The following is a 19,407-nucleotide window of genomic DNA, read 5'->3' on the forward strand; positions in this document are numbered from 1 at the left end:
GGGCGGGACGGCGAGCCGGAGGACGTCGCCGACGACACCGCCCTGCCGCCGGGCGACGGCGCGGGCCGCCTCGAGCACCGGCGGCGTGAGGACGGGTTCGGGCGAGACGAGCCGCCGGATGACCGCGAGCCGCCCCTCGTGCTCGGCGTCCGCCCCGCGTGAGACGACGAAGCCGTCGAGGTCCTGCCCGGCGAAGCGCACCTTGACCCGCACGCCGGGAGCCACACTGTCGGCCATCGCCGCGGGGACGAGGTACTCGAAGGGCCGGTCGAGGTGGGCGAGACCGGTGTCGACGAGGACCGAGGCGACGGGGTCGCCGTCCGCGATCGGCTCTCCTCCGGAGACCGGCTTGGGGCGCGATCGGGCCGACGGTTGGATGAGCTCCAGCTGCTCCCCCTCACCCGGCCCGGTCATGCCCCGAAACTAGACGACCGCCCGGACAGGTCAGCCGCCGAGCCGGGTCCGGAGCAGCGCCACCGTGTCGTGCGGGCGCTCGAGTGCGGGCAGGTGGCCTGCCCAGTCGAGCTCGACGAGCACGGCACCGGGGATGTCGCGGGCCAGGAGCACCGCCAGGTCGCGGAAGTGCTGGACGTCGTGGGCGCCCGAGACCACGAGGGTCGGTGCCGCGACGTCGGCCGGGTCGACCTCGACCCGCTCGGGCTGCGGGGGCGGGTCGAGCTCGTCCGCGGCGAGCTGGACCTCGAAGGCGCGTCGCTGCATCGCGGCCAGGTCGTCGCGGACCTCGGCGGTCATGTCCGGCCCCGCCCACGTCTCGACGTTGAGGGTGGTGGCGCCCTCGACGTCGCCGGTCTCGAGCAGAGCGTCCTCGCGCTCACCGAACGCGAGGAGGACGGGGTCGGTGACCTCGAGGCCGCGGTGGGCCGCGCAGAGGAGGACGAGCGAGACCACGCGGCCTGGGTGGCGGGTCGCGAGCTCGAGGGCCACCCGTCCGCCGAACGAGGCACCGACGACGGAGGCCCGCTCGATGCCGAGCACGTCGAGGAGGCGGACGACGTCGTCGGCGTCGGCGTAGGCCTCACCGGGCAGCGGCGTGTCTCCGAACCCACGCAGGTCGGGGGCGACGACGCGGTGGTCGGTCGCGAGCGATGCCACGACGGGCGCCCACATGCGGCGGTCGGCGACCCCGGCGTGGAGCAGGACGACGGCGGGCCCGCTCCCCTCGTCGTCGTGGGCGATGAGGAGCGGGCCCGTGGTCCCGGTTGCCGGCGTGGTCAGGGTCAGCCCTTGACCGCGCGCTGGAGGTCCTCCACGCGGTCGGTCCGCTCCCACGTGAAGGGGGCGTGGACGCCGTCGGCGGTCGTGCGACCGAAGTGGCCGTAGGCGGCGGTCGGCTTGTAGATCGGGCGGAGCAGGTCGAGCGCGTCGAGGATGGCGGCCGGGCGCAGGTCGAAGACGGCGAGGATCGCGTCCTGGATCCTGTCGGCCGGGACCGTCTCGGTGCCGAACGTCTCGACATAGATGCCGACGGGCTGGGCCTTGCCGATGGCGTAGGCGACCTGGACCTCGCAGCGGCGGGCGAGGCCCGCGGCGACGACGTTCTTGGCGACCCAGCGGGTGGCGTAGGCGGCGGAGCGGTCGACCTTCGACGGGTCCTTGCCCGAGAAGGCGCCACCACCGTGGCGGGCCATGCCGCCGTAGGTGTCGACGATGATCTTGCGGCCGGTCAGCCCGGCGTCACCCATGGGGCCACCGATGACGAACGTGCCGGTGGGGTTGATGAGGGACCGGTAGTCGCTCGTGTCGAGGTCGGTGCCGGTCTCGGCGAGCTCCGCGAGGACCGGGGCGATGACGTGCTTCTCGATGTCGGGGCCGAGCAGGGTGTCGAGCGAGATGCCCTCGGCGTGCTGGGTCGAGAGGACGACGGTGTCGAGCCGGACGGCCTTGTCGCCCTCGTAGCCGATCGTCACCTGGGTCTTGCCGTCGGGACGCAGGTAGGCCAGCTCCTCCGACTTGCGGACCGCCGTCAGCCGCTCGGAGAGACGGTGCGCGAGGAAGATCGGCAGCGGCATGAGCTCGGGCGTGTCGTCGCACGCGTAGCCGAACATGAGGCCCTGGTCGCCGGCGCCCTGCTTGTCGAGCGGGTCGACGCCGCCGGTGCGGTTCTCGTAGGCCGTGTCGACGCCCTGCGCGATGTCCGGGCTCTGCTGGCCGATGGAGACCTCGACACCGCAGGAGGCGCCGTCGAAGCCCTTGGTGGAGCTGTCGTAGCCGATGCCGAGGACGGTGTCGCGCACGATCTTGGGGATCTCGACGTAGGCCTCGGTGGTCACCTCTCCGGCGACGTGCACCAGCCCCGTCGTCACCATCGTCTCGACGGCGACGCGGGCTCGGGGATCCTGCTCGAGCATCGCGTCGAGGATCGCGTCCGAGATCTGGTCGCAGATCTTGTCGGGGTGACCCTCGGTGACGGACTCGGACGTGAACAGGCGTGCAGCCACCGGGGCTCTCTTTCGTGCGGGGTCAGGTTCGTCCGCGCGCGAGGGCGGCGGGGTGCCCAAATCTAACCCCTGCGCGACGCACGCGAAGGCCGCTCCCGTCAGGTGGTCCTTCGCGGGGCCGGCGTGAGGACCTCGTCGGGCCTGACGGGCAGCTTCGGCGTGCGGCATGATGTGCGGCGTGAGCGACCCTCTCGACCTCCTGGCGCGGGCCCAGCGCCTTGCCGAGGAGGTCCGCGTCGAGTCCTTGCGCGAGGTCGCCGAGGCCCGAAGGGACGCGGCTCAGGTCCGCGCGCGCACCGCCGACGCCATGAGCGAGCTCGAAGGCGTCACCTCGAGGCTCGACCGTGCGCGTGCGGAGGCAGAGGCCGTCATCGAGGCCGCCCGCGAGGAGGCCGGAGCACTGCTCGCGGACGCCGCCGACCAGGCCTCGCTCGTGCGCACGCGCTCGTCCAAGGCCGCTGACGAGGCGCTGTCGATCGCCGAGGAGGACGCCGAGGCGCGGCTCGCCCAGGCGGAGCAGCGTGCCGCCGAGCTCGTCGCCGACGCCGAGCGGACCGCCCGTGAGCGGCTCGAGTCCGCCTCCCGCGAGATCGCCACCGCCCGCGAGCAGTGGTCGACCGAGCGGGCCGCCCACGAGAGCGAGATCGCAGGGCTGCGCTCTGGTGCCGAGGAGGACGCCGCTCGGATGCGCACGGAGGCGGACGCGTATGCCGTCCGCCACCGTCGCGAGGCCGAGCTCGCCGCCGAGACCGCGCGCGCCGAGACCCAGCACCACCTGTCCGTCGCGCAGCAGGAGCGCGACTCCCTGCTCGCCACGGCTCGCACCCAGGCCACCGAGCACCTCGACCGTGCCCGCGCGGAGGCCGACGAGCTCATCCGGTCCGCCGAGGCCCATCTCGCCTGGGCGCAGGCCACCGTCCGCGACATCGTCGGCACGGCCGAGCGCGAGACGATGGCCCAGCGCCGCGAGCACCACCAGTCGCTGTCCGAGCGCGCCCGGGCACAGCGCGACCGGATCACCGCGCTCGCCGCCAGCGCCGCCGCCCGAGCTGCCGACCTCACCTCGGAGGCCGAGGCCGAGTCGACCCACCTGCGGGCCCAGGCGACGATCGTGCTCGAGGAGGCCCGGGCGAGCGCGGCGCGCACCCTCGAGGACGCGGGCCGCGAGGCCGAGCGCATCACCCGCTCGGCGACCGAGCGGGTCGAGGAGGCCGAGGCCCGGGCCGAGCGTCGGCTCGCCGAAGCCGAGCGCGGTGCCCAGCTCGTCCGCCGCGGTGCCGCCGACGACGTCGAGCGGTTCCAGCGCGAGGCCCACGAGCAGCATCGCGCGGCCCGCGCCGAGATCCTCCGGATCACGAACGAGGCGCAGGCCCGCTCGGACGCCATCCGTGCCGAGGCCGAGGCGAGCGCCGCGCGGGTGCGCGACGAGGTCGCCGCCCTCGCCGCCCGGCGCGACGCCATCACCGCCCAGCTGGCCGACCTCAGCGGCGTCATCGACGCGCTCGCCGTCGGCGAACCGACCCCGTAGCCGCCCCCCACCCCGCACCAGGAGCAGTCATGAACACGCCCGCCTTCCCGACGATCTTCCGCGGCTACGACCCGGCTGCGGTCGACCGCCACCTCGCCTCCGTCGAGCAGACGGTGGAGTCGGCCCGTCAGGAGGTGGCCCGGGTCACCGTGGAGCTCACCAAGCTCACCCAGGAGAACGCCGAGCTCGCCAAGGGACTCGCCAAGCAGACGGCGGCCGTCGCCGAGCTCGAGGCCCGCGAGTCGCAGCCCTCCTCTCCCTCCTTCGCCCACCTCGGCGAGCGCATCGGCTCGATGCTCACGCTGGCCGACGAGGAGGCGGCCTCGCTGCGGGCGTCGGCCACCGCGGACGCCGAGGAGCACCGTCGGCTCGTCGAGGAGTCGGCCGCGCAGGTACGCGCCGAGGCCGACCGCTACGCCGACGAGGTCCGCCAGCGCGCCGATGTCGAGGCGTCCGAGATCGTCGCCAGGGCGAAGCAGGAGTCGACCGCTCTCCTCGACGACGCCGGGCGCGAGGCGTCGGCGCGTCGCGAGGAGGCCGAGGCCTACTTCGAGAGCCAGCGCGCCCGCGCCGCAGCAGCCGCGGCCGACTTCGAGAGCACCCTCCAAGAGCGTCGCGACCGCGCGACGCAGGAGTTCACCCTCGCCGAGGGCACCCACGAGCTCCGCCTGCAGGAGCTCCAGGAGCAGGCCGACACCCTCGCCCGCGAGGCCGAGGAACAGCGTGCCGCCCGCACCGCGGAGGCGCAGTCGATCCTCGACCACGCCAAGGCCGAGGCCTCCGCCATGGTGACCACGGCCAAGGAGCAGGCCGACCGGATCAGGCGTGACTCCGAGCGCGAGCTCGCCGCGGCCACTGCTCGCCGTGACAGCATCACCGCGCAGCTGAGCAACGTCCGCAACATGCTCGCGACCCTTGGTGGCGCCTCGGCGCTCGGCCAGGCCGGCTTCGGCGACGATGCCACCGACGAGCCCGCGGCGAAGGAGGAGGCCCGGACCGAGGCGGCCGCGGAGACCGAGGCCCCCGAGGTGCCTGCCGAGACCGACCGCACCGACGAGTCCGCCGCCGTCGACGAGTCGCCGGACGCCGCCGACGACAAGGCTGGGGACGGCAGGGCCGGGGACGACGTCGCGGCCCGCACCGAGCGCGAGGCCGAGCTGGCCGGAGCCTCGGACGCCAAGGGTGGCCGCAAGAAGAAGTAGCCCCACGGCCGCGAGCCCGGCCGTCGGTGGATGTCCCCGCCGCCCGGGCTCTGTTCTCTCTCGCACTCACGTGCGCAACTCGCCAATTCCTCCCGTTCGGTACACGACACCGTGTGCCGAACGGGAGGAATTGGCGAGTTTCTGCACAGGGCGATGGGTATGCCGTGCGCCCGGCTACGCGGTCGGCCCACCTCTGCGCCGGGTCACCCGGGCGGTGGTCGCGAGGGAGCGGTCAGAGCAGGTCGGTGACGGCGTCCCAGACGGCGTCGGCGACCGCGGCCTTGCTGGCGGGTCCGACCTCGACGGTCTCGTCGCTCCCCCGGCGCAGGATCGTCACGGTGTTGTCGTCGGCGCCGAACGTCTTGTCGACACCGACCTCGTTGACGACGAGGACATCGCACCCCTTGCGCTCGAGCTTGGCGCGGCCGTGGTCGAGCACCGAGCCGGTGTCGTCGCCGGTCTCGGCCGCGAAGCCGACGATGACGGGGCTCGTCGCACTCCCCCGGCTCGTGACGAGCTCGGCGAGGATGTCGGGGTTGCGCACGAGCGTGATCGTCGGCGCCGACTCGTCGGCGGACCCGTCGTCGGCGGTGTCGTGCGACTTCTTGATCTTCGTCGGCGCATAGTCCGCGGGCCGGAAGTCCGCGACGGCCGCGGCCATGACGACCGCGTCTGCGTCGGCGGTGGCGGCCACGACCGCGTCGCGCAGCTGGAGCGCGGTCTCGATGGTGACGACGTCGACGCCCGCGAGCTCGGTCGGCACCGACGTGACGAGGGTGACCTGCGCGCCCCGGGCAGCGGCCGCGGCGGCGAGCGCCCGGCCCTGCTTGCCCGAGCTGCGGTTGCCGAGGAATCGCACCGGGTCGAGCGGCTCACGGGTGCCGCCGGAGGTGACGACGACCCGTCGGCCGGCGAGGTCCCCACGACGCACGGCAGCGTCTGCGGATCTGGTCGCTCTAGCCACCGGATCCGCAGACGCAGTGAGGGCCGCACCCGCCTCACCGGTGGATGCGACGCCGGCGGTGGGGTCGGTCGACGGTCCGCGAAGCCCGGCCACCTCCGCGGAGGAGGGCTCGTGACGGGAGCGGGCGAGCTCACGCTCGCACACGGCATACAGGTCCTCGGGCTCTGGAAGCCGTCCGGGACCGGTGTCCTTGCCGGTGAGGCGCCCGCTCGCGGGCGGGACGACGTGGACGCCGCGCTCGGTGAGCGTGCTGACGTTGGCCTGCGTGGCCGGGTGGTCCCACATCTCGGTGTGCATCGCGGGCGCGAGGACGACCGGGCAGCGCGCCGTGAGGAGCACGTTGGTGAGCAGGTCGTCGGCCTGGCCGGTGGCGGCCTTCGCGAGCAGGTCGGCGGTCGCAGGGGCGACGACGACGAGGTCGGCCTCCTGGCCGAGGCGCACGTGCGGCACCTCGTGGACGTCGGTCCAGACGTCGGTGCTCACGGGCTTGCCCGACAGGGCGGCCCACGTCGGGGCGCCGACGAACCTCAGCGCCGCCACGGTCGGGACGACGGTGACGTCGTGCCCCGCCTCGGTGAGCAGCCTCAGCAGCGAACAGGCCTTGTATGCCGCGATGCCGCCCGCCACACCGAGGACGACGCGCACGGGGAGCTCAGTCCTCGATCTTCTCTGAGGTGAGCATGTTGCCGTTGATCTCGCGCAGGGCGATGCTCAGCGGCTTCTCGTGGACCTCGGAGTCGACGAGCGGGCCGACGTACTCGAGGAGACCCTCCTGGAGCTGCGCGTAGTAGGCGTTGATCTGGCGCGCACGCTTGGCCGAGTAGAGGACGAGGGAGTACTTGGAGTCGGCGTGCTGGAGGAGCTCGTCGATCGGCGGGTTGGTGATGCCGATGGGGTTGGCCTTGGTGCCGGACACGGAATCAGTCTCGTTTCGTTTCAGGTGGGGGTGCGCATCAATGATACGAGTTCGTCGGCGGCGCGCTGAACGTCGTCGTTGACGATGGTGACGTCGAACTCCTCGGCGGCCGCCAGCTCGGCCCTCGCGGTGGTGAGCCGGACCTCGCGCTCCTCGGCGCTCTCGGTGCCCCGGCCGACGAGGCGGCGGACGAGCTCGTCCCAGCTCGGCGGGGCGAGGAAGACGAAGAGCGCGTCGGGCATGGTCTCACGGACCTGGCGCGCGCCCTGCAGATCGATCTCGAGCAGCGCCGGTCGTCCCTCGGCGAGTGCGGCCTCGACCGGACCGCGGGGCGTGCCGTACTGGGCCCGGCCGTGCACCGTGGCGAACTCGAGGAGCTCGCCGTGGTCGACCATGCGGCCGAACTCCTCGTTGGTGACGAAGTGGTAGTGCACGCCGTCGACCTCGGTCGGGCGCGGCTTGCGGGTCGTCGCCGACACCGACAGCCAGACGTCGGGGTGGTGCTCGCGGACCCAGGCCGCGACGGTGCCCTTGCCGACCGCCGTCGGCCCGGCGAGCACGGTGAGGCGTGAGGCCGGGCTCACGCCTTGCCGAAGTGCGTCAGGAGCGCCGAGATCTGGTTCTGGCCGAGACCGCGGACGCGGCGGCTCTCGCTGATGCCGATCTCCTCCATGAGCGCCTTGGCCTTGACCCGGCCCACGCCGGGCATCGACTCCAGGAGCGCGGAGACCCGCATCTTGCCGATCACGTCGTTCGTCTTCCCTTCGGTGATGACCTCACCGAGGTCACCCTGTGCGTACTTGAGCCGGTTCTTGACCGATGCCCGCTCACGACGTGCCTGAGCGGCCTTCTCCAGCGCGGCAGAGCGTTGCTCCGGTGTCAGCGGCGGGAGTGCCATGGCGGGGATCCTCCAAGGGGTGTGTCGACGCTGCTTCTCAACGCCTTCCCGGCGATTTAACCATGAGCACGCCACCGGCATCGGACCGGTAATCGCACAGGTCAGCGTGGGGTCCGGCACACCGGACACGGGTCGTCGTCAGGAGAGCAGCGCCGCCATGGCCTCGCTCGTCCGGGCCGCCCGGTCGCGCAGGGCGACGACGTCGGGCCCGGCACCGAGCACCTCCCGACTGCTCGCGGGCAGGACGTTGGACAGCGCGTCGCCGAAGACCCGCTTGAGGTCCTCGGCCGTGCCACCCTGCGCGCCGACGCCCGGCGCCAGCAGCGCGCCGTTCACGGCAGCGAGGTCGAGCCCGAGGTCCTGAACCGCCGTGCCGACGGTCGCACCGACGACGAGGCCGACGTGGCCGAGCTCGCCCCGCGCGGCCGCGGTGGCGTTGTCGGCCGTGGCACCCGCGACGACCGTGCCGGCCACCGAGCGGCCGTCGCGGACCGCGTGCTGGACCTCGGGTCCCTCGGGGTTCGAGGTGAGGGCGAGGACGAAGACGCCGCGCCCGGTCTGCTCGGCGAGGTCGATCGCGGGGCGGAGGGAGCCGTAGCCGAGGTAGGGGCTCACGGTCACGGCGTCCGGGGCGTCGACCGCGTCCTTGCCAAGGAAGGCCTCGGCGTAGGCGTCCATCGTCGTGCCGATGTCCCCGCGCTTGGCGTCGACGAGGACGAGCGTCCCGGCGGCGCGCAGGTCGCGGACCGCCTCCTCGAGGACGGCGACACCCGCGGAGCCGAAGACCTCGAAGAACGCCGACTGCGGCTTGACGACCGCGACGTGGCCACCGAAGGCCTCGACGCACGCCCGGGTGAAGGCTCTCAGGCCGTCGAGGTCGTAGGCGAGGCCCCACGACTCGACGAGCGCCCGATGCGGGTCGATGCCCGCGCAGAGCGGGCCGAGGCGGCCGGTCGCCTCGCGCAGCCGCTGCCCGAACGTGGGGGTCGTGCTCACGGGATCACCATCTTCTCGTGCGCGACCCCGACGAGCTCGGTGAGCCGGGCGACGCCGTGGGACTCGGCGAGGGCCTCGAGCTCGGTGAGCACGCGCTGGGGTGCGGTCGGGTCGTTGAAGGTCGCGGTGCCCACCTGGACGGCGGAGGCTCCGGCGGCGATGAGCTCGAGGGCGTCGCGGCCGGAGCGCACTCCCCCGACACCGATGAGCGGCACCGTCTGGAAGCGCCCGTCGCGCATCGCGGCTGTCACCTGCCAGAGCGCGCGGACGGCCACGGGCCGGATCGACGGGCCGGAGAGCCCGCCGGTGATGCCACCGAGGTGGGGGCGCAGCCGGTCGGTGTCGATGACCATGCCCAGCAGGGTGTTGATCATCGTGAGACCGGTGGCTCCGGCCTTCACCGCGGCGTCGGCGATCGTGACGATGTCGGTGACGTCGGGGGTGAGCTTGGCGAACATCGGGACGTCGCGCGGCAGCTGCTCGCGGACAAGGGCGATGACCTTGGCCGACGAGAGCGGGTCGCAGGCGAAGACGAGGCCGCGGTTGGCGACATTCGGACAGGAGATGTTGACCTCGACTCCGACGACGCAGTCGAAGGCATCGCTGTCGGCCAGGACCTTCGCCACGTCGGCGAACTCACCGGCGGTGTTGCCCGCGATCGAGACGAGCACGCGCGCACCGACCGACTTGAGCCACGGGAGGTCCTGCTCGACGAAGGCGTGGATGCCGGGGCCCTGGAGGCCGATCGAGTTGAGCATCCCCGACGCGGTCTCCGCCATGCGCGGGGTGCCGCGACCCGAGCGCGGGTCCATCATCACCGTCTTGGTGACGAACGCCCCGAGCTGCGACACGTCGAAGAACCGGTGCAGCTCACGGCCGTTGGCGGCACACCCCGACGCGGTCATCACCGGGTTGGGCAGGGTGCGGCCCGAGAGGGTCACGGACAGGTCGACGGTCATCAGTGGCCACCCACCCTCGGGGCGCCGACCGCGTCGGCGGGCACGCCGCACACGCCGTCGTGGAACGCCTCCCACCGGATGCGGTCGCCCCGGAAGACCGGTCCCTCCACGCAGGAGCGCACCATCTTGGTCACGCCCGCCTTGTCACGGACCGGCATGACACAGGTCATGCAGACGCCGACGCCGCAGGCCATGGCCTCCTCGACGGCGACCTGCGCGACGGCACCGTGCTCCCCGGCGACACGGGTCACCGACTGGAGCATCCCCATCGGGCCGCATGCGTAGGCGACGGCGGCTCCGGTGCGCTCGAAGACCTCGGGGAGCACGTCGCTCACCCATCCCTTGTGGCCGGCCGAGCCGTCGTCGGTCGTCACGGTGACGCCGTCGGCGGCGCGACGGGCCTCGACGACGCCGAAGAGCCTGTCCTCGGACGCCGCGCCGAGCACCATCTCGACGGTGCACCCGCGCTCGCGCAGGACGTCGGCGAGCCAGAAGAGCGGCGCCGAGCCGTAGCCACCGCCGACGAGGACGGTCGCCACCGGCTCGGTGGGCAGCGGGAAGGGGCGGCCCAGCGGCGCCACGACGTCGACCGCGTCGTGCGCGCGCAGGGCGGCGAGCCACTCGGTACCCGGGCCCTTGGCCGCGATGACGAGGTCGAGCGTGCCGCCATAGGTGCCGGACGGGCTCACCTTGTGGATCGAGAACGAGCGCCGCAGCAGGTTGCCGGTCGTGGGCCCGCCGACCGCGAGCGCCGCGAACTGGCCGGGGCGAGCGAGCTCGGCGACGCCCGGCGCGACGATCGTCAGGTGGTGGTAGGCGCCGACGCGCCGGGTCGCGATGACCTCACCCTGCACCTGGACGACACCGCTGCCCGGGCGCGCGGCTCCAGCAGCGGGACGCGCAACGGCCTCGGGACGTCCAGCGCTCATCGACCGGCCACCTGGAGCAGGTCGAGCGAGCGGGCGTGCTCCTGCAGCGACGTCACCGTGAGGTCGCCGCGACGCAGCGCCTCGATGGCCTGCACGGCCGCCGCGAACTCCTGCACCGTCGTGATGAGCGGCACGTCCGCGGTGTTGGCGGCCGCGCGGATGGCGTAGCCGTCGGCCCGCGCACTCTGGCCGGTCGGCGTGTTGATGACCATGGCGATCTCGCCGTCGAGGATGAGCTCGCCGATGCTGCGCGCGTCGCTGGCCGCCGAGTCGCCCTCGCGCTCGGTGATCTTGCGGATGACCTCGGCGGGAATCCCGTTGCGGCGCAGCACGTCCGCGGTGCCCGACGTCGCGACGACGGTGAACCCGAGGTCCACGAGGCGGCTCACCGGGAAGAGCATCGCGCGCTTGTCGCGGTTGGCGACCGAGACGAAGACCGTGCCCTCGTTGGGCAGGCCCCCGTATGCCGCGAGCTGGCTCTTGCCGAACGCGCGCCCGAACGTCGAGTCGATGCCCATGACCTCACCGGTCGAGCGCATCTCCGGGCCGAGCAGCGAGTCGACCATCGTGCCGTCGGCGGTGCGGAAGCGGTGGAACGGCAGCACGGCCTCCTTGACCGAGATCGGCGCGTGCGGCGGGAGGGTGCCACCGTCGCCGGTCGGGGGCAGCACGCCCTCCTCGCGGAGCTGGGCGATGGTCGCGCCGAGCATGACCCGGCTCGCCGCGTTGGCCAGAGCCACCCCGGTCGCCTTGGCGACGAACGGCACCGTGCGCGAGGCGCGCGGGTTGGCCTCGAGGACATAAAGGATGTCCTGGGCCAGCGCGAACTGGACGTTCATGAGCCCGACGACGCCTATCCCCTCGGCGAGCTTGCGGGCCGACTCGCGGACGAGCTCGATCTCGGCGTTGCCGAGCGTCGCCGGCGGCAGCGCGCAGGCCGAGTCGCCGGAGTGGATGCCGGCCTCCTCGATGTGCTCCATGACGCCGCCGAGATACATCTCGGTGCCGTCGTAGAGGACGTCGACGTCGATCTCGATCGCGTCGTCGAGGAAGCGGTCGACGAGGACCGGGTGCTCCGGCGAGGCGTTCGTCGCCCGCTCGACGTAGGTGACGAGGGTGTCGTCGTCGTAGACGATCTCCATGCCGCGCCCGCCGAGGACGTAGGACGGCCGCACGAGGACGGGGTAGCCGATCCGCTGCGCCACCTCGAGTGCCTCCGAGGCGCTGTATGCCGTCCCGTGCGCCGGGGCGGGCAGCTTCGCCTCCGCGAGGACGCGCCCGAAGGCGCCGCGGTCCTCGGCGAGGTCGATGGCCTCGGGCGAGGTGCCGACGATCGGGACTCCCTCCGCCTTGAGGGCGGTCGCGAGACCGAGCGGCGTCTGGCCGCCGAGCTGGACGATGACACCCGCGATCGGGCCGGCCTGCTTCTCGGCGTGGTAGACCTCGAGCACGTCCTCGAGCGTGAGCGGCTCGAAGTAGAGCCGGCTCGAGGTGTCGTAGTCGGTCGAGACCGTCTCGGGGTTGCAGTTGACCATGACCGTGTCGTAGCCGGCGTCACGCAGCGCGAAGCTCGCGTGCACGCACGAGTAGTCGAACTCGACGCCCTGGCCGATGCGGTTCGGCCCGGACCCGAGGATGAGGACCGCCTCACGGTCGCGCGGCGCCACCTCGGTCTCCTCGTCGTAGGAGCTGTAGTGGTAGGGAGTCTGCGCCGCGAACTCGGCCGCGCAGGTGTCGACCGTCTTGAAGACCGGGCGCACGCCGAGGGCGTGACGGACACCGCGGACGACACTCTCCGGCATACGGCGGATCTCGGCGAGCTGGGCGTCGCTGAAGCCGTGACGCTTGGCGAGGCGGAGGAGGTCCGGGGTGAGCTCGGCCGACTCCCCCACCTCACGGGCGATGTCGTTGATGAGCTCGAGCTGGTCGAGGAACCACGGGTCGATGCCGGTCGCCTCGTGCGTCTCCTCGACGGTGGCGCCGCCCCGCATGGCCTGCTGCACGGTGACGATGCGGCCGTCGGTCGGGCGGGCCGCGACGCGGAGCAGGTCGAGGGCCTCCTCGCGGGTCGGAGCCTCGCCGCGCCAGTGGAACGAGGAGCCCTTGCGCTCGACCGAGCGCAGCGCCTTCTGCATCGCCTCGGTGAAGCTGCGACCGATCGACATGGCCTCCCCGACCGACTTCATCGTCGTCGTGAGGGTGTCGTCGGCGGCCGGGAACTTCTCGAAGGCGAAGCGCGGCACCTTGACGACGACGTAGTCGAGGCTCGGCTCGAAGCTCGCCGGCGTCTCGCGGGTGATGTCGTTGGGGACCTCGTCGAGGGTGTAGCCGATGGCCATCTTGGCCGCGATCTTCGCGATCGGGAAGCCGGTCGCCTTCGACGCCAGCGCCGACGAGCGCGAGACACGCGGGTTCATCTCGATGACGATGATGCGGCCGTCGGCGGGGTTGACGGCGAACTGGATGTTGCAGCCGCCGGTGTCGACGCCGACCTCGCGGATGACCGCGATGCCGATGTCGCGCATGCGCTGGTACTCGCGGTCGGTGAGGGTGAGCGCGGGCGCGACGGTGATCGAGTCGCCGGTGTGCACTCCCATGGGGTCGAGGTTCTCGATCGAGCAGACGACCACGACGTTGTCGCGGTGGTCGCGCATGACCTCGAGCTCGTACTCCTTCCAGCCGAGGATCGACTCCTCGAGGAGCACCTCGGTCGTCGGGCTCGCCTGGAGACCGGCGCCGGCCATGCGGCGCAGCTCGGCCTCGTCGTGCGCGAATCCGGAGCCGAGCCCGCCCATCGTGAACGACGGGCGCACGACCATCGGGTAGCCGAGCTCGTCGGCGGCGGCGAGCACCTCGTCCATCGTGTGCGCGATGACCGAGCGGGCGCTCTCGGCGCCGCAGCGCTCGACGACGCCCTTGAAGAGCTGGCGGTCCTCGCCGAGCTGGATGGCCTCGACGTTGGCACCGATGAGCGGGCAGCCGTACTTCTCGAGGACGCCCGCCTCGTGCAGCGCGATGGCGCAGTTGAGCGCGGTCTGGCCGCCGAGGGTCGCGAGCACCGCGTCCGGGCGCTCCTTGTCGATGATCTTCTCGACGACCTCGGGGGTGATCGGCTCGATGTAGGTCGCGTCCGCGAACTCCGGGTCGGTCATGATCGTCGCCGGGTTGCTGTTGACGAGGATGACGCGCACGCCCTCCTCGCGCAGCACGCGGCAGGCCTGCGTGCCGGAGTAGTCGAACTCGCAGGCCTGGCCGATGACGATCGGGCCGGACCCGATGACGAGGACGCTCGTGATGTCGTCGCGCTTCGGCATGTCAGGCGCTCACCTTCCGGTGTGAGTCGAGCAGGTCGATGAAACGGTCGAAGAGGTATGCCGCGTCGTGCGGTCCCGCTGCCGCCTCCGGGTGGTACTGGACCGAGAAGGCTGTGAGATCGCCTGCGGCAGAACGCACCTCGAGCCCTTCGACGACGTCGTCGTTGAGGCAGACGTGCGAGACGCGGGCGCTGCCGAACTCGGTGTCGGTGTCGCGGTCGAGCGGGGCGTCGACGGCGAACCCGTGGTTGTGGGCGGTGACCTCGACCTTGCTCGTCGTGCGGTCCATGACCGGCTGGTTGACGCCGCGGTGGCCGTACTTGAGCTTGTAGGTGCCGAAACCGAGCGCCCGCCCGAGCAGCTGGTTGCCGAAGCAGATCCCGAAGAACGGTATGCCGTCCGCGAGCACCTCGCGGAGCACGCCGACCTCGTGGTCGGCCGTCGAAGGGTCGCCCGGGCCGTTGCTGAAGAAGACGCCGTCGGGCCCGACGGCGCGGATGTCGTCGGCGGTGGCCGTCGCGGGCAGGACGTGGACCTCGATGCCGCGCTCGGCCATCTGCTGCGGGGTCATCGACTTGATGCCGAGGTCGACCGCGGCGACGGTGAACCGCTTCTCCCCCACCGCCTCGACGACGTAGGCCTCGTCGGTGCTCACCTCGGCGGCCAGCGCCGAGCCCGCCATGAGGGGCGCGGACGTGACGCGCTCGAGGAGCTGCTCGGACGGCATACGGGCGTCGTCGCCGGAGAAGATGCCCACGCGCATGGCGCCGCGCTCACGCAGGTGGCGGGTGAGGGCGCGGGTGTCGATGTCGCAGATGCCGACGACGCCCTGGGCGTCGAGCTCGTCCTCGAGGGTGCGGCGCGAGCGCCAGCTCGACGGGCGCAGGGCGGGGTCGCGCACGACGAAGCCGGACACCCAGATGCGCGAGGACTCGTCGTCCTCGTCGTTCCAGCCGGTGTTGCCGACGTGCGGCGCGGTCATGACGACGACCTGGCGGTGGTAGCTCGGGTCGGTGAGCGTCTCCTGGTAGCCGGTCATCGCGGTGCAGAAGACCGCCTCGCCGACGGTCTCGCCGCGGTGGCCGAAGGAGCGTCCGGTGAAGGTGCGGCCGTCCTCGAGGACGAGCACGGCGGGCTCACGGGTGGTGGTTGTCGTGTTCATGCGGTTCCCTGGAGCGATGCGGTGACCCTGCCGCGCAGGATGGTCGTGTGGACGGCGCCGGTGAGGCTGCGGCCGTGCCACGGATTGTTGCGGGACAGCGATCTCGACGCAGCGGCGTCCACCGTCCGGTTGGCCTCGGTGTCGACGAGGACGAGGTTGGCGGGTGCGCCCGCCTCGATCGCGCCGCCGTGGTCGCGCAGCCCGGCGATGCGGGCGGGTGCCGTCGACATGCGGTCGGCGAGGGTGGCGAGGTCCATGAAGCCGCCGCGCACCATCGTGTCGTGGACGACCGCGAAGGCCGTCTCGAGGCCGAGCATGCCGAAGGCCGCGTCGACGAAGGCGTGCTCCTTGTCGTGGCGCGCGTGCGGCGCATGGTCGGTCGCGACGGCGTCGATCGTGCCGTCGGCGAGGGCCGCCCGGAGGGCCTCGACGTCCTCGCTCGGGCGCAGCGGCGGGTTGACCTTGAAGGTGGGGTCGTAGCCGCTGAGCAGGTCCTGGGTGAGGAGCAGGTGGTGCGGCGTGACCTCGGCCGTGAGCGCGATGCCCTGCGCCTTGGCCCAGCGCACGACCTCGACGCCCTCGGCGGTGCTCACGTGCGCGACGTGGACGCGGCTGCTCGTGTGCCGCGCGAGCTGGGCGTCGCGGGCGATGATGCTCGACTCGGCGACGGCCGGCCAGCCGGGCAGGCCAAGGCGGCCGCTCAGCTCGCCCTCGTGGCAGCAGGCGCTCGGCCCTGCGAGGTCTGGGTCCTGGCTGTGCTGGCTCACGACGCCGCCGAAGGCTCGGACGTACTCGAGCGCCCGGCGCATGACGCGGGCGTCCGCGACGCAGCGGCCGTCGTCGGAGAAGACGCGGACGGCGGCGCGGGAGCGGTGCATGAGGCCGAGCTCGGCGAGCTCCTCGCCCTCGAGCCCCTTGGTGACTGCCCCGATCGGCTGGACGTCGACGAGCCCGGCGTCGCGGCCGAGGTCGAGGACGCGCTCGGCGGCCTCCGCGGTGTCGGTGACCGGGTTGGTGTTGGCCATGGCGAGGACCGCGGTGAAGCCGCCCGCCGCGGCGGCAGCGGCACCGGAGGCGATGGTCTCGGCGTCCTCGCGGCCCGGCTCGCGCAAGTGCGTGTGCAGGTCGACGAGGCCAGGCAGCAGGGTGAGCCCGTCGGCGTCGACGGTCTCGGTGTCGGCGGGCACGTCGAGGCCGCGACCGACCTCGGCGATCGTGCCCTCGCGGACGAGGACGTCATTGGCCTCGCCCCCGAGGAGTCGGGCCCCCGTGATGAGGAGGTCGCTCACGCGGCACTCCCCTCGTTCGTGGCCACCGCTCCGGTGGGGACGTCGGCCCCCGCGAGCAGGTGGTAGAGGACGCTCATCCGCACCGCGACACCGGCGCTCACCTGGTCGAGGACGAGGCTCTGCGCGGCGTCGGCGGCGTCGGCGCTGATCTCGAGTCCGCGGTTCATGGGGCCGGGGTGGCAGATGACGATCTCCGGGTTGGTGTCGGTGAGGGCGGCGAGGCGCGGGCGGGTGAGGCCGTAGCCGACGGTGTACTCCCGCGCGGTCGGGAAGTAGCCGCCGCTCATCCGCTCCTTCTGGACGCGCAGCATCATGAGCGCGTCGACGGTCTTGCCCTCGCGGCCCTGGAGCACGGCGTCGAGGTCGTGGCTCAGCGCGAAGCCGTCGCGCTCGGCCCACGCGCCGATGCCGCTCGGCATGAGCGTGGGCGGCGCGACGAGCGTGACGTGGGCACCGAGGCGGCGCAGGCAGATGAGGTTGGACCGCACGACCCGCGAGTGGGTGAGGTCGCCGACGATCGCGACATGGCGGCCCTCGAGCGAGCCGAGGCGCCGCTCCATCGTGTAGGCGTCGAGCAGGGCCTGGGTGGGGTGTTCGTGGGTGCCGTCGCCGGCGTTGATGACGTGGGCGTCGACCCAGCCGGCGACCTGGTGGCACGCACCGGAGGCCCCGTGCCGGATGACGAGGGCGTCGACCCCCATCGCGTCGATCGTCTTGACCGTGTCGCGCAGCGACTCACCCTTGGAGGCCGACGAGCCCTTGCCGGTGATGTTGATCGTGTCGGCGCTCATCCACTTGCCGGCGATCTCGAACGAGCTGCGCGTGCGGGTGGAGTCCTCGAAGAAGAGGTTGATGATCGTGCGCCCGCGCAGCGTCGGGATCTTCTTGACCTCGCGCTTCTGGACGTCGTGCATCTGCGTCGCGGTGTCGAGCACGGTCCGGATCGCACCCGCGTCGAGGTCGGCCATGGAGAGCAGGTGGCGCGGCATGCTCGTGTCGTTCTGCGCGGTCATCGGGCACCTCCGGTGATCGTGACGCTGTCGGCCTCGTCGAAGTCGGCGAGCCGGACGCGGACCTTCTCGGCCTGCGACGTGGGCAGGTTCTTGCCGACGTGGTCGGCGCGGATCGGCAGCTCGCGGTGGCCACGGTCGACGAGGACCGCGAGCCGCACGGCGGCGGGGCGACCGTGGTCGGCGAGCGCGTCGAGCGCGGCCCGGACGGTGCGCCCGCTGTAGAGGACGTCGTCGACGAGGACGACCGTCTTGCCGTCGACCCCGGAGTCCGGGATCTGCGTGGGCATGGGCGCCCGCGTGGGCTGCCGGCGCAGGTCGTCGCGGTACATCGTGATGTCGAGGCTGCCCACGGGGATCTCGCTGCCCTCGAACTCGGCGATGACCGCGGCGAGGCGGCGGGCGAGCGGGACGCCGCGCGACGGGATGCCGAGGAGGACGAGGCCGTCGGCGCCCTTGTTGGCCTCGAGGATCTCGTGGGCGATGCGACGCAGCGCCCGGGAGATGTCGGCGGCTCCGAGGACCGTCCTCCCGTCGTCGGTCGCGGGGTCGGTCTCGCTCGAGGAGCGGGGGTCTGACAGTGGGGGCACGGCTGCGTCAGGACACATCAGTGTCATGACCTCCTTCCCTGCCTCACGGGACAGGTCGTTAAAGGATGTCGGTCGCGATCACTGTAGCGACTGGCCGAGGACGCCCCCAACTCGACCCCGCCCGGCGCGTCCACGCTCCGGGACACATAACCAATTGCTATGTCAGACCCAACGTCCTGTGATGTACTTGGAGCCTCACCACACCGGCCAAAGGAGGCACCGTGCACCCGCAGACGCTCACGACACCCGACCCCGCGGACACGTGCGCCGCCTCGCCCGAGCGGACCCCGCTCTTCCCGCCGGCGGACGCCGACCTCGAGACCTACCGCGCCTGGCTGGCCCGGGCCGCGTGGCCCGAGGTCGTCTTCGGCGCCCGCCTCCCCCAAGCCTCCTGAGGCTCGGGGGACCGCACGCGCCGTATGCCGTCGGGCCGGGCTATGCCGTGCCGGACGCCGACCACGGGTCGACGACTGCGATACCTGCACCCTCGAAGTCCTTGACGTTGCGTGTCGCGAGAGGCACATCGTGCCGCCGACACACGGCCGCGATCCATGCATCCGAGATGCCGACGGGTCGTCCGGCTCGTTGTCGAGAAGCGCGGATCGAGGCGAAGTAGGGAGCACTTCGAGCGTCGATGTCGAGCACTCGCCCGTCGAAGGTCATCAGCGCTTCGTCGATGCGGGACTGGAGATCATCCCGCCTGCGTCCGCGCGGGAGCTGGAAGGCGCCTTGGAGCAGCTCGGCGACGGTGACCACGGTGATGTGTGTCCGACGCCAGGGAACCGCGTCCATCCACCCCGCCACTCGCCCGTCGGGGTCGGGCCGCATCGCCTCCGAGACGACGTTGGTGTCGAGCACGATCACGAGAAGTCCGGAATCCGCCGGTCACTGTCGTCCGTCTCGTTCCGCGCCGGCAGGTCGAGATCAACCCCACCCGTTCGGCGACGGAACTCCTCCATGACCTCACCGAACGAGACATCGTTCGACGAGGTCTCGAGGACCGCGTCGCCGAGGATCGCACGCACCTCGGCTTCCATCGACCGTCCGTTCTCCGCAGCCCTCATCTGGAGTCGACGCTTCACGTCGGCGTCGACCTTGCGGATCGTCAGTGTGCTCATGGCCTCCCCTTCCAGTCCGATGGCTCTGTGACAGCAATGCTAGCAGTGACACCACGAAGAGCGCGCTGCACGC

At 72.3% G+C, this 19,407-nt stretch carries 20 protein-coding genes; 3 read left to right on the plus strand and 17 right to left on the minus strand.

The features are described from left to right. From N798_RS08295 to metK, 3 genes are all read right to left on the minus strand, one after another. A partial coding sequence (locus N798_RS08295; RefSeq protein ID WP_035947713.1) for a primosomal protein N' family DNA-binding protein occupies positions 1–414 on the minus strand: 414 nt, incomplete at its 3' end. Between the two features lie 30 nt (positions 415–444). Continuing rightward, positions 445–1,242, minus strand: coding sequence for an alpha/beta fold hydrolase (locus N798_RS08300; protein ID WP_308738190.1), 798 nt, complete (start codon positions 1,240–1,242; stop codon positions 445–447). Continuing rightward, positions 1,239–2,459: a methionine adenosyltransferase gene (gene metK / locus N798_RS08305; protein ID WP_035947715.1), complete on the minus strand. Its 1,221-nt coding sequence runs from the start codon at positions 2,457–2,459 to the stop codon at positions 1,239–1,241. Before metK ends, N798_RS08300 begins: the two co-directional genes overlap by 4 nt. A gap of 178 nt (positions 2,460–2,637) precedes the next feature. Between metK and N798_RS08310 the strand changes: the two genes are divergently transcribed. Both N798_RS08310 and N798_RS08315 read left to right on the plus strand, forming a co-directional pair. After that, complete coding sequence (locus N798_RS08310; protein ID WP_035947716.1) at positions 2,638–3,987, plus strand: coiled-coil domain-containing protein; 1,350 nt, start codon at positions 2,638–2,640, stop codon at positions 3,985–3,987. Positions 3,988–4,016: 29 nt separating this feature from the next. After that, positions 4,017–5,189 (plus strand): coiled-coil domain-containing protein, encoded by a 1,173-nt coding sequence (locus tag N798_RS08315; protein ID WP_052117066.1) that lies wholly within the window; start codon positions 4,017–4,019, stop codon positions 5,187–5,189. Between the two features lie 232 nt (positions 5,190–5,421). Here N798_RS08315 and N798_RS08320 read toward each other — a convergent pair whose 3' ends face one another. The 12 genes from N798_RS08320 to pyrR all read right to left on the minus strand — a co-directional run bounded on the left by N798_RS08320 (position 5,422) and on the right by pyrR (position 18,234). Then, positions 5,422–6,798, minus strand: coding sequence for a bifunctional phosphopantothenoylcysteine decarboxylase/phosphopantothenate synthase (locus tag N798_RS08320; RefSeq protein ID WP_035947717.1), 1,377 nt, complete (start codon positions 6,796–6,798; stop codon positions 5,422–5,424). 7 nt (positions 6,799–6,805) lie between these two features. Further along, positions 6,806–7,069 (minus strand): DNA-directed RNA polymerase subunit omega, encoded by a 264-nt coding sequence (gene rpoZ / locus N798_RS08325; RefSeq protein WP_035947719.1) that lies wholly within the window; start codon positions 7,067–7,069, stop codon positions 6,806–6,808. 20 nt (positions 7,070–7,089) lie between these two features. After that, entirely contained in the window at positions 7,090–7,653 is a 564-nt protein-coding gene (gene gmk, locus N798_RS08330) for a guanylate kinase (RefSeq protein WP_035947720.1), read from the minus strand. Continuing rightward, entirely contained in the window at positions 7,650–7,967 is a 318-nt protein-coding gene (gene mihF / locus N798_RS08335; protein WP_035947721.1) for an integration host factor, actinobacterial type, read from the minus strand. Before mihF ends, gmk begins: the two co-directional genes overlap by 4 nt. Before the next feature lie 138 nt (positions 7,968–8,105). After that, positions 8,106–8,963: an orotidine-5'-phosphate decarboxylase gene (pyrF, locus tag N798_RS08340; protein WP_035947722.1), complete on the minus strand. Its 858-nt coding sequence runs from the start codon at positions 8,961–8,963 to the stop codon at positions 8,106–8,108. Next, a complete protein-coding gene (locus N798_RS08345) occupies positions 8,960–9,922 on the minus strand; it encodes a dihydroorotate dehydrogenase (protein WP_035947779.1) in 963 nt (320 codons plus the stop codon). Before N798_RS08345 ends, pyrF begins: the two co-directional genes overlap by 4 nt. Continuing rightward, a complete protein-coding gene (locus N798_RS08350; protein ID WP_229708281.1) occupies positions 9,922–10,851 on the minus strand; it encodes a dihydroorotate dehydrogenase electron transfer subunit in 930 nt (309 codons plus the stop codon). The genes N798_RS08345 and N798_RS08350 overlap by 1 nt, the downstream gene beginning before the upstream one ends. Further along, positions 10,848–14,165: a carbamoyl-phosphate synthase large subunit gene (gene carB, locus N798_RS08355; RefSeq protein WP_035947725.1), complete on the minus strand. Its 3,318-nt coding sequence runs from the start codon at positions 14,163–14,165 to the stop codon at positions 10,848–10,850. The genes N798_RS08350 and carB overlap by 4 nt, the downstream gene beginning before the upstream one ends. Position 14,166: 1 nt before the next feature. Then, positions 14,167–15,327: a glutamine-hydrolyzing carbamoyl-phosphate synthase small subunit gene (gene carA, locus N798_RS08360; RefSeq protein ID WP_035947726.1), complete on the minus strand. Its 1,161-nt coding sequence runs from the start codon at positions 15,325–15,327 to the stop codon at positions 14,167–14,169. Further along, a complete protein-coding gene (locus N798_RS08365; RefSeq protein WP_035947727.1) occupies positions 15,324–16,616 on the minus strand; it encodes a dihydroorotase in 1,293 nt (430 codons plus the stop codon). Before N798_RS08365 ends, carA begins: the two co-directional genes overlap by 4 nt. Beyond that, positions 16,613–17,605 (minus strand): aspartate carbamoyltransferase catalytic subunit, encoded by a 993-nt coding sequence (locus N798_RS08370; RefSeq protein WP_035947780.1) that lies wholly within the window; start codon positions 17,603–17,605, stop codon positions 16,613–16,615. Before N798_RS08370 ends, N798_RS08365 begins: the two co-directional genes overlap by 4 nt. Before the next feature lie 20 nt (positions 17,606–17,625). Beyond that, on the minus strand, positions 17,626–18,234 hold the full coding sequence (pyrR, locus tag N798_RS08375) for a bifunctional pyr operon transcriptional regulator/uracil phosphoribosyltransferase PyrR (RefSeq protein WP_035947728.1): 609 nt from the start codon (positions 18,232–18,234) through the stop codon (positions 17,626–17,628). 203 nt (positions 18,235–18,437) lie between these two features. Between pyrR and N798_RS18085 the strand changes: the two genes are divergently transcribed. Next, positions 18,438–18,611 carry a hypothetical protein gene (locus N798_RS18085; protein ID WP_156971671.1) on the plus strand — a complete coding sequence of 58 codons (174 nt, stop codon included), beginning with the start codon at positions 18,438–18,440 and terminating at the stop codon, positions 18,609–18,611. Between the two features lie 40 nt (positions 18,612–18,651). On the opposite strand, the gene N798_RS08380 is transcribed toward N798_RS18085, so the two are convergent. Continuing rightward, positions 18,652–19,080 carry a type II toxin-antitoxin system VapC family toxin gene (locus tag N798_RS08380; RefSeq protein ID WP_035947729.1) on the minus strand — a complete coding sequence of 143 codons (429 nt, stop codon included), beginning with the start codon at positions 19,078–19,080 and terminating at the stop codon, positions 18,652–18,654. Beyond that, positions 19,077–19,334, minus strand: coding sequence for a FitA-like ribbon-helix-helix domain-containing protein (locus N798_RS08385; protein ID WP_052117067.1), 258 nt, complete (start codon positions 19,332–19,334; stop codon positions 19,077–19,079). The genes N798_RS08380 and N798_RS08385 overlap by 4 nt, the downstream gene beginning before the upstream one ends. Between the last annotated feature and the right edge of the window lie 73 nt (positions 19,335–19,407).

Origin of the sequence: Knoellia flava TL1 (genome assembly GCF_000768675.1) — a bacterium.
In the GTDB taxonomy this organism is placed as follows: domain Bacteria; phylum Actinomycetota; class Actinomycetes; order Actinomycetales; family Dermatophilaceae; genus Knoellia; species Knoellia flava.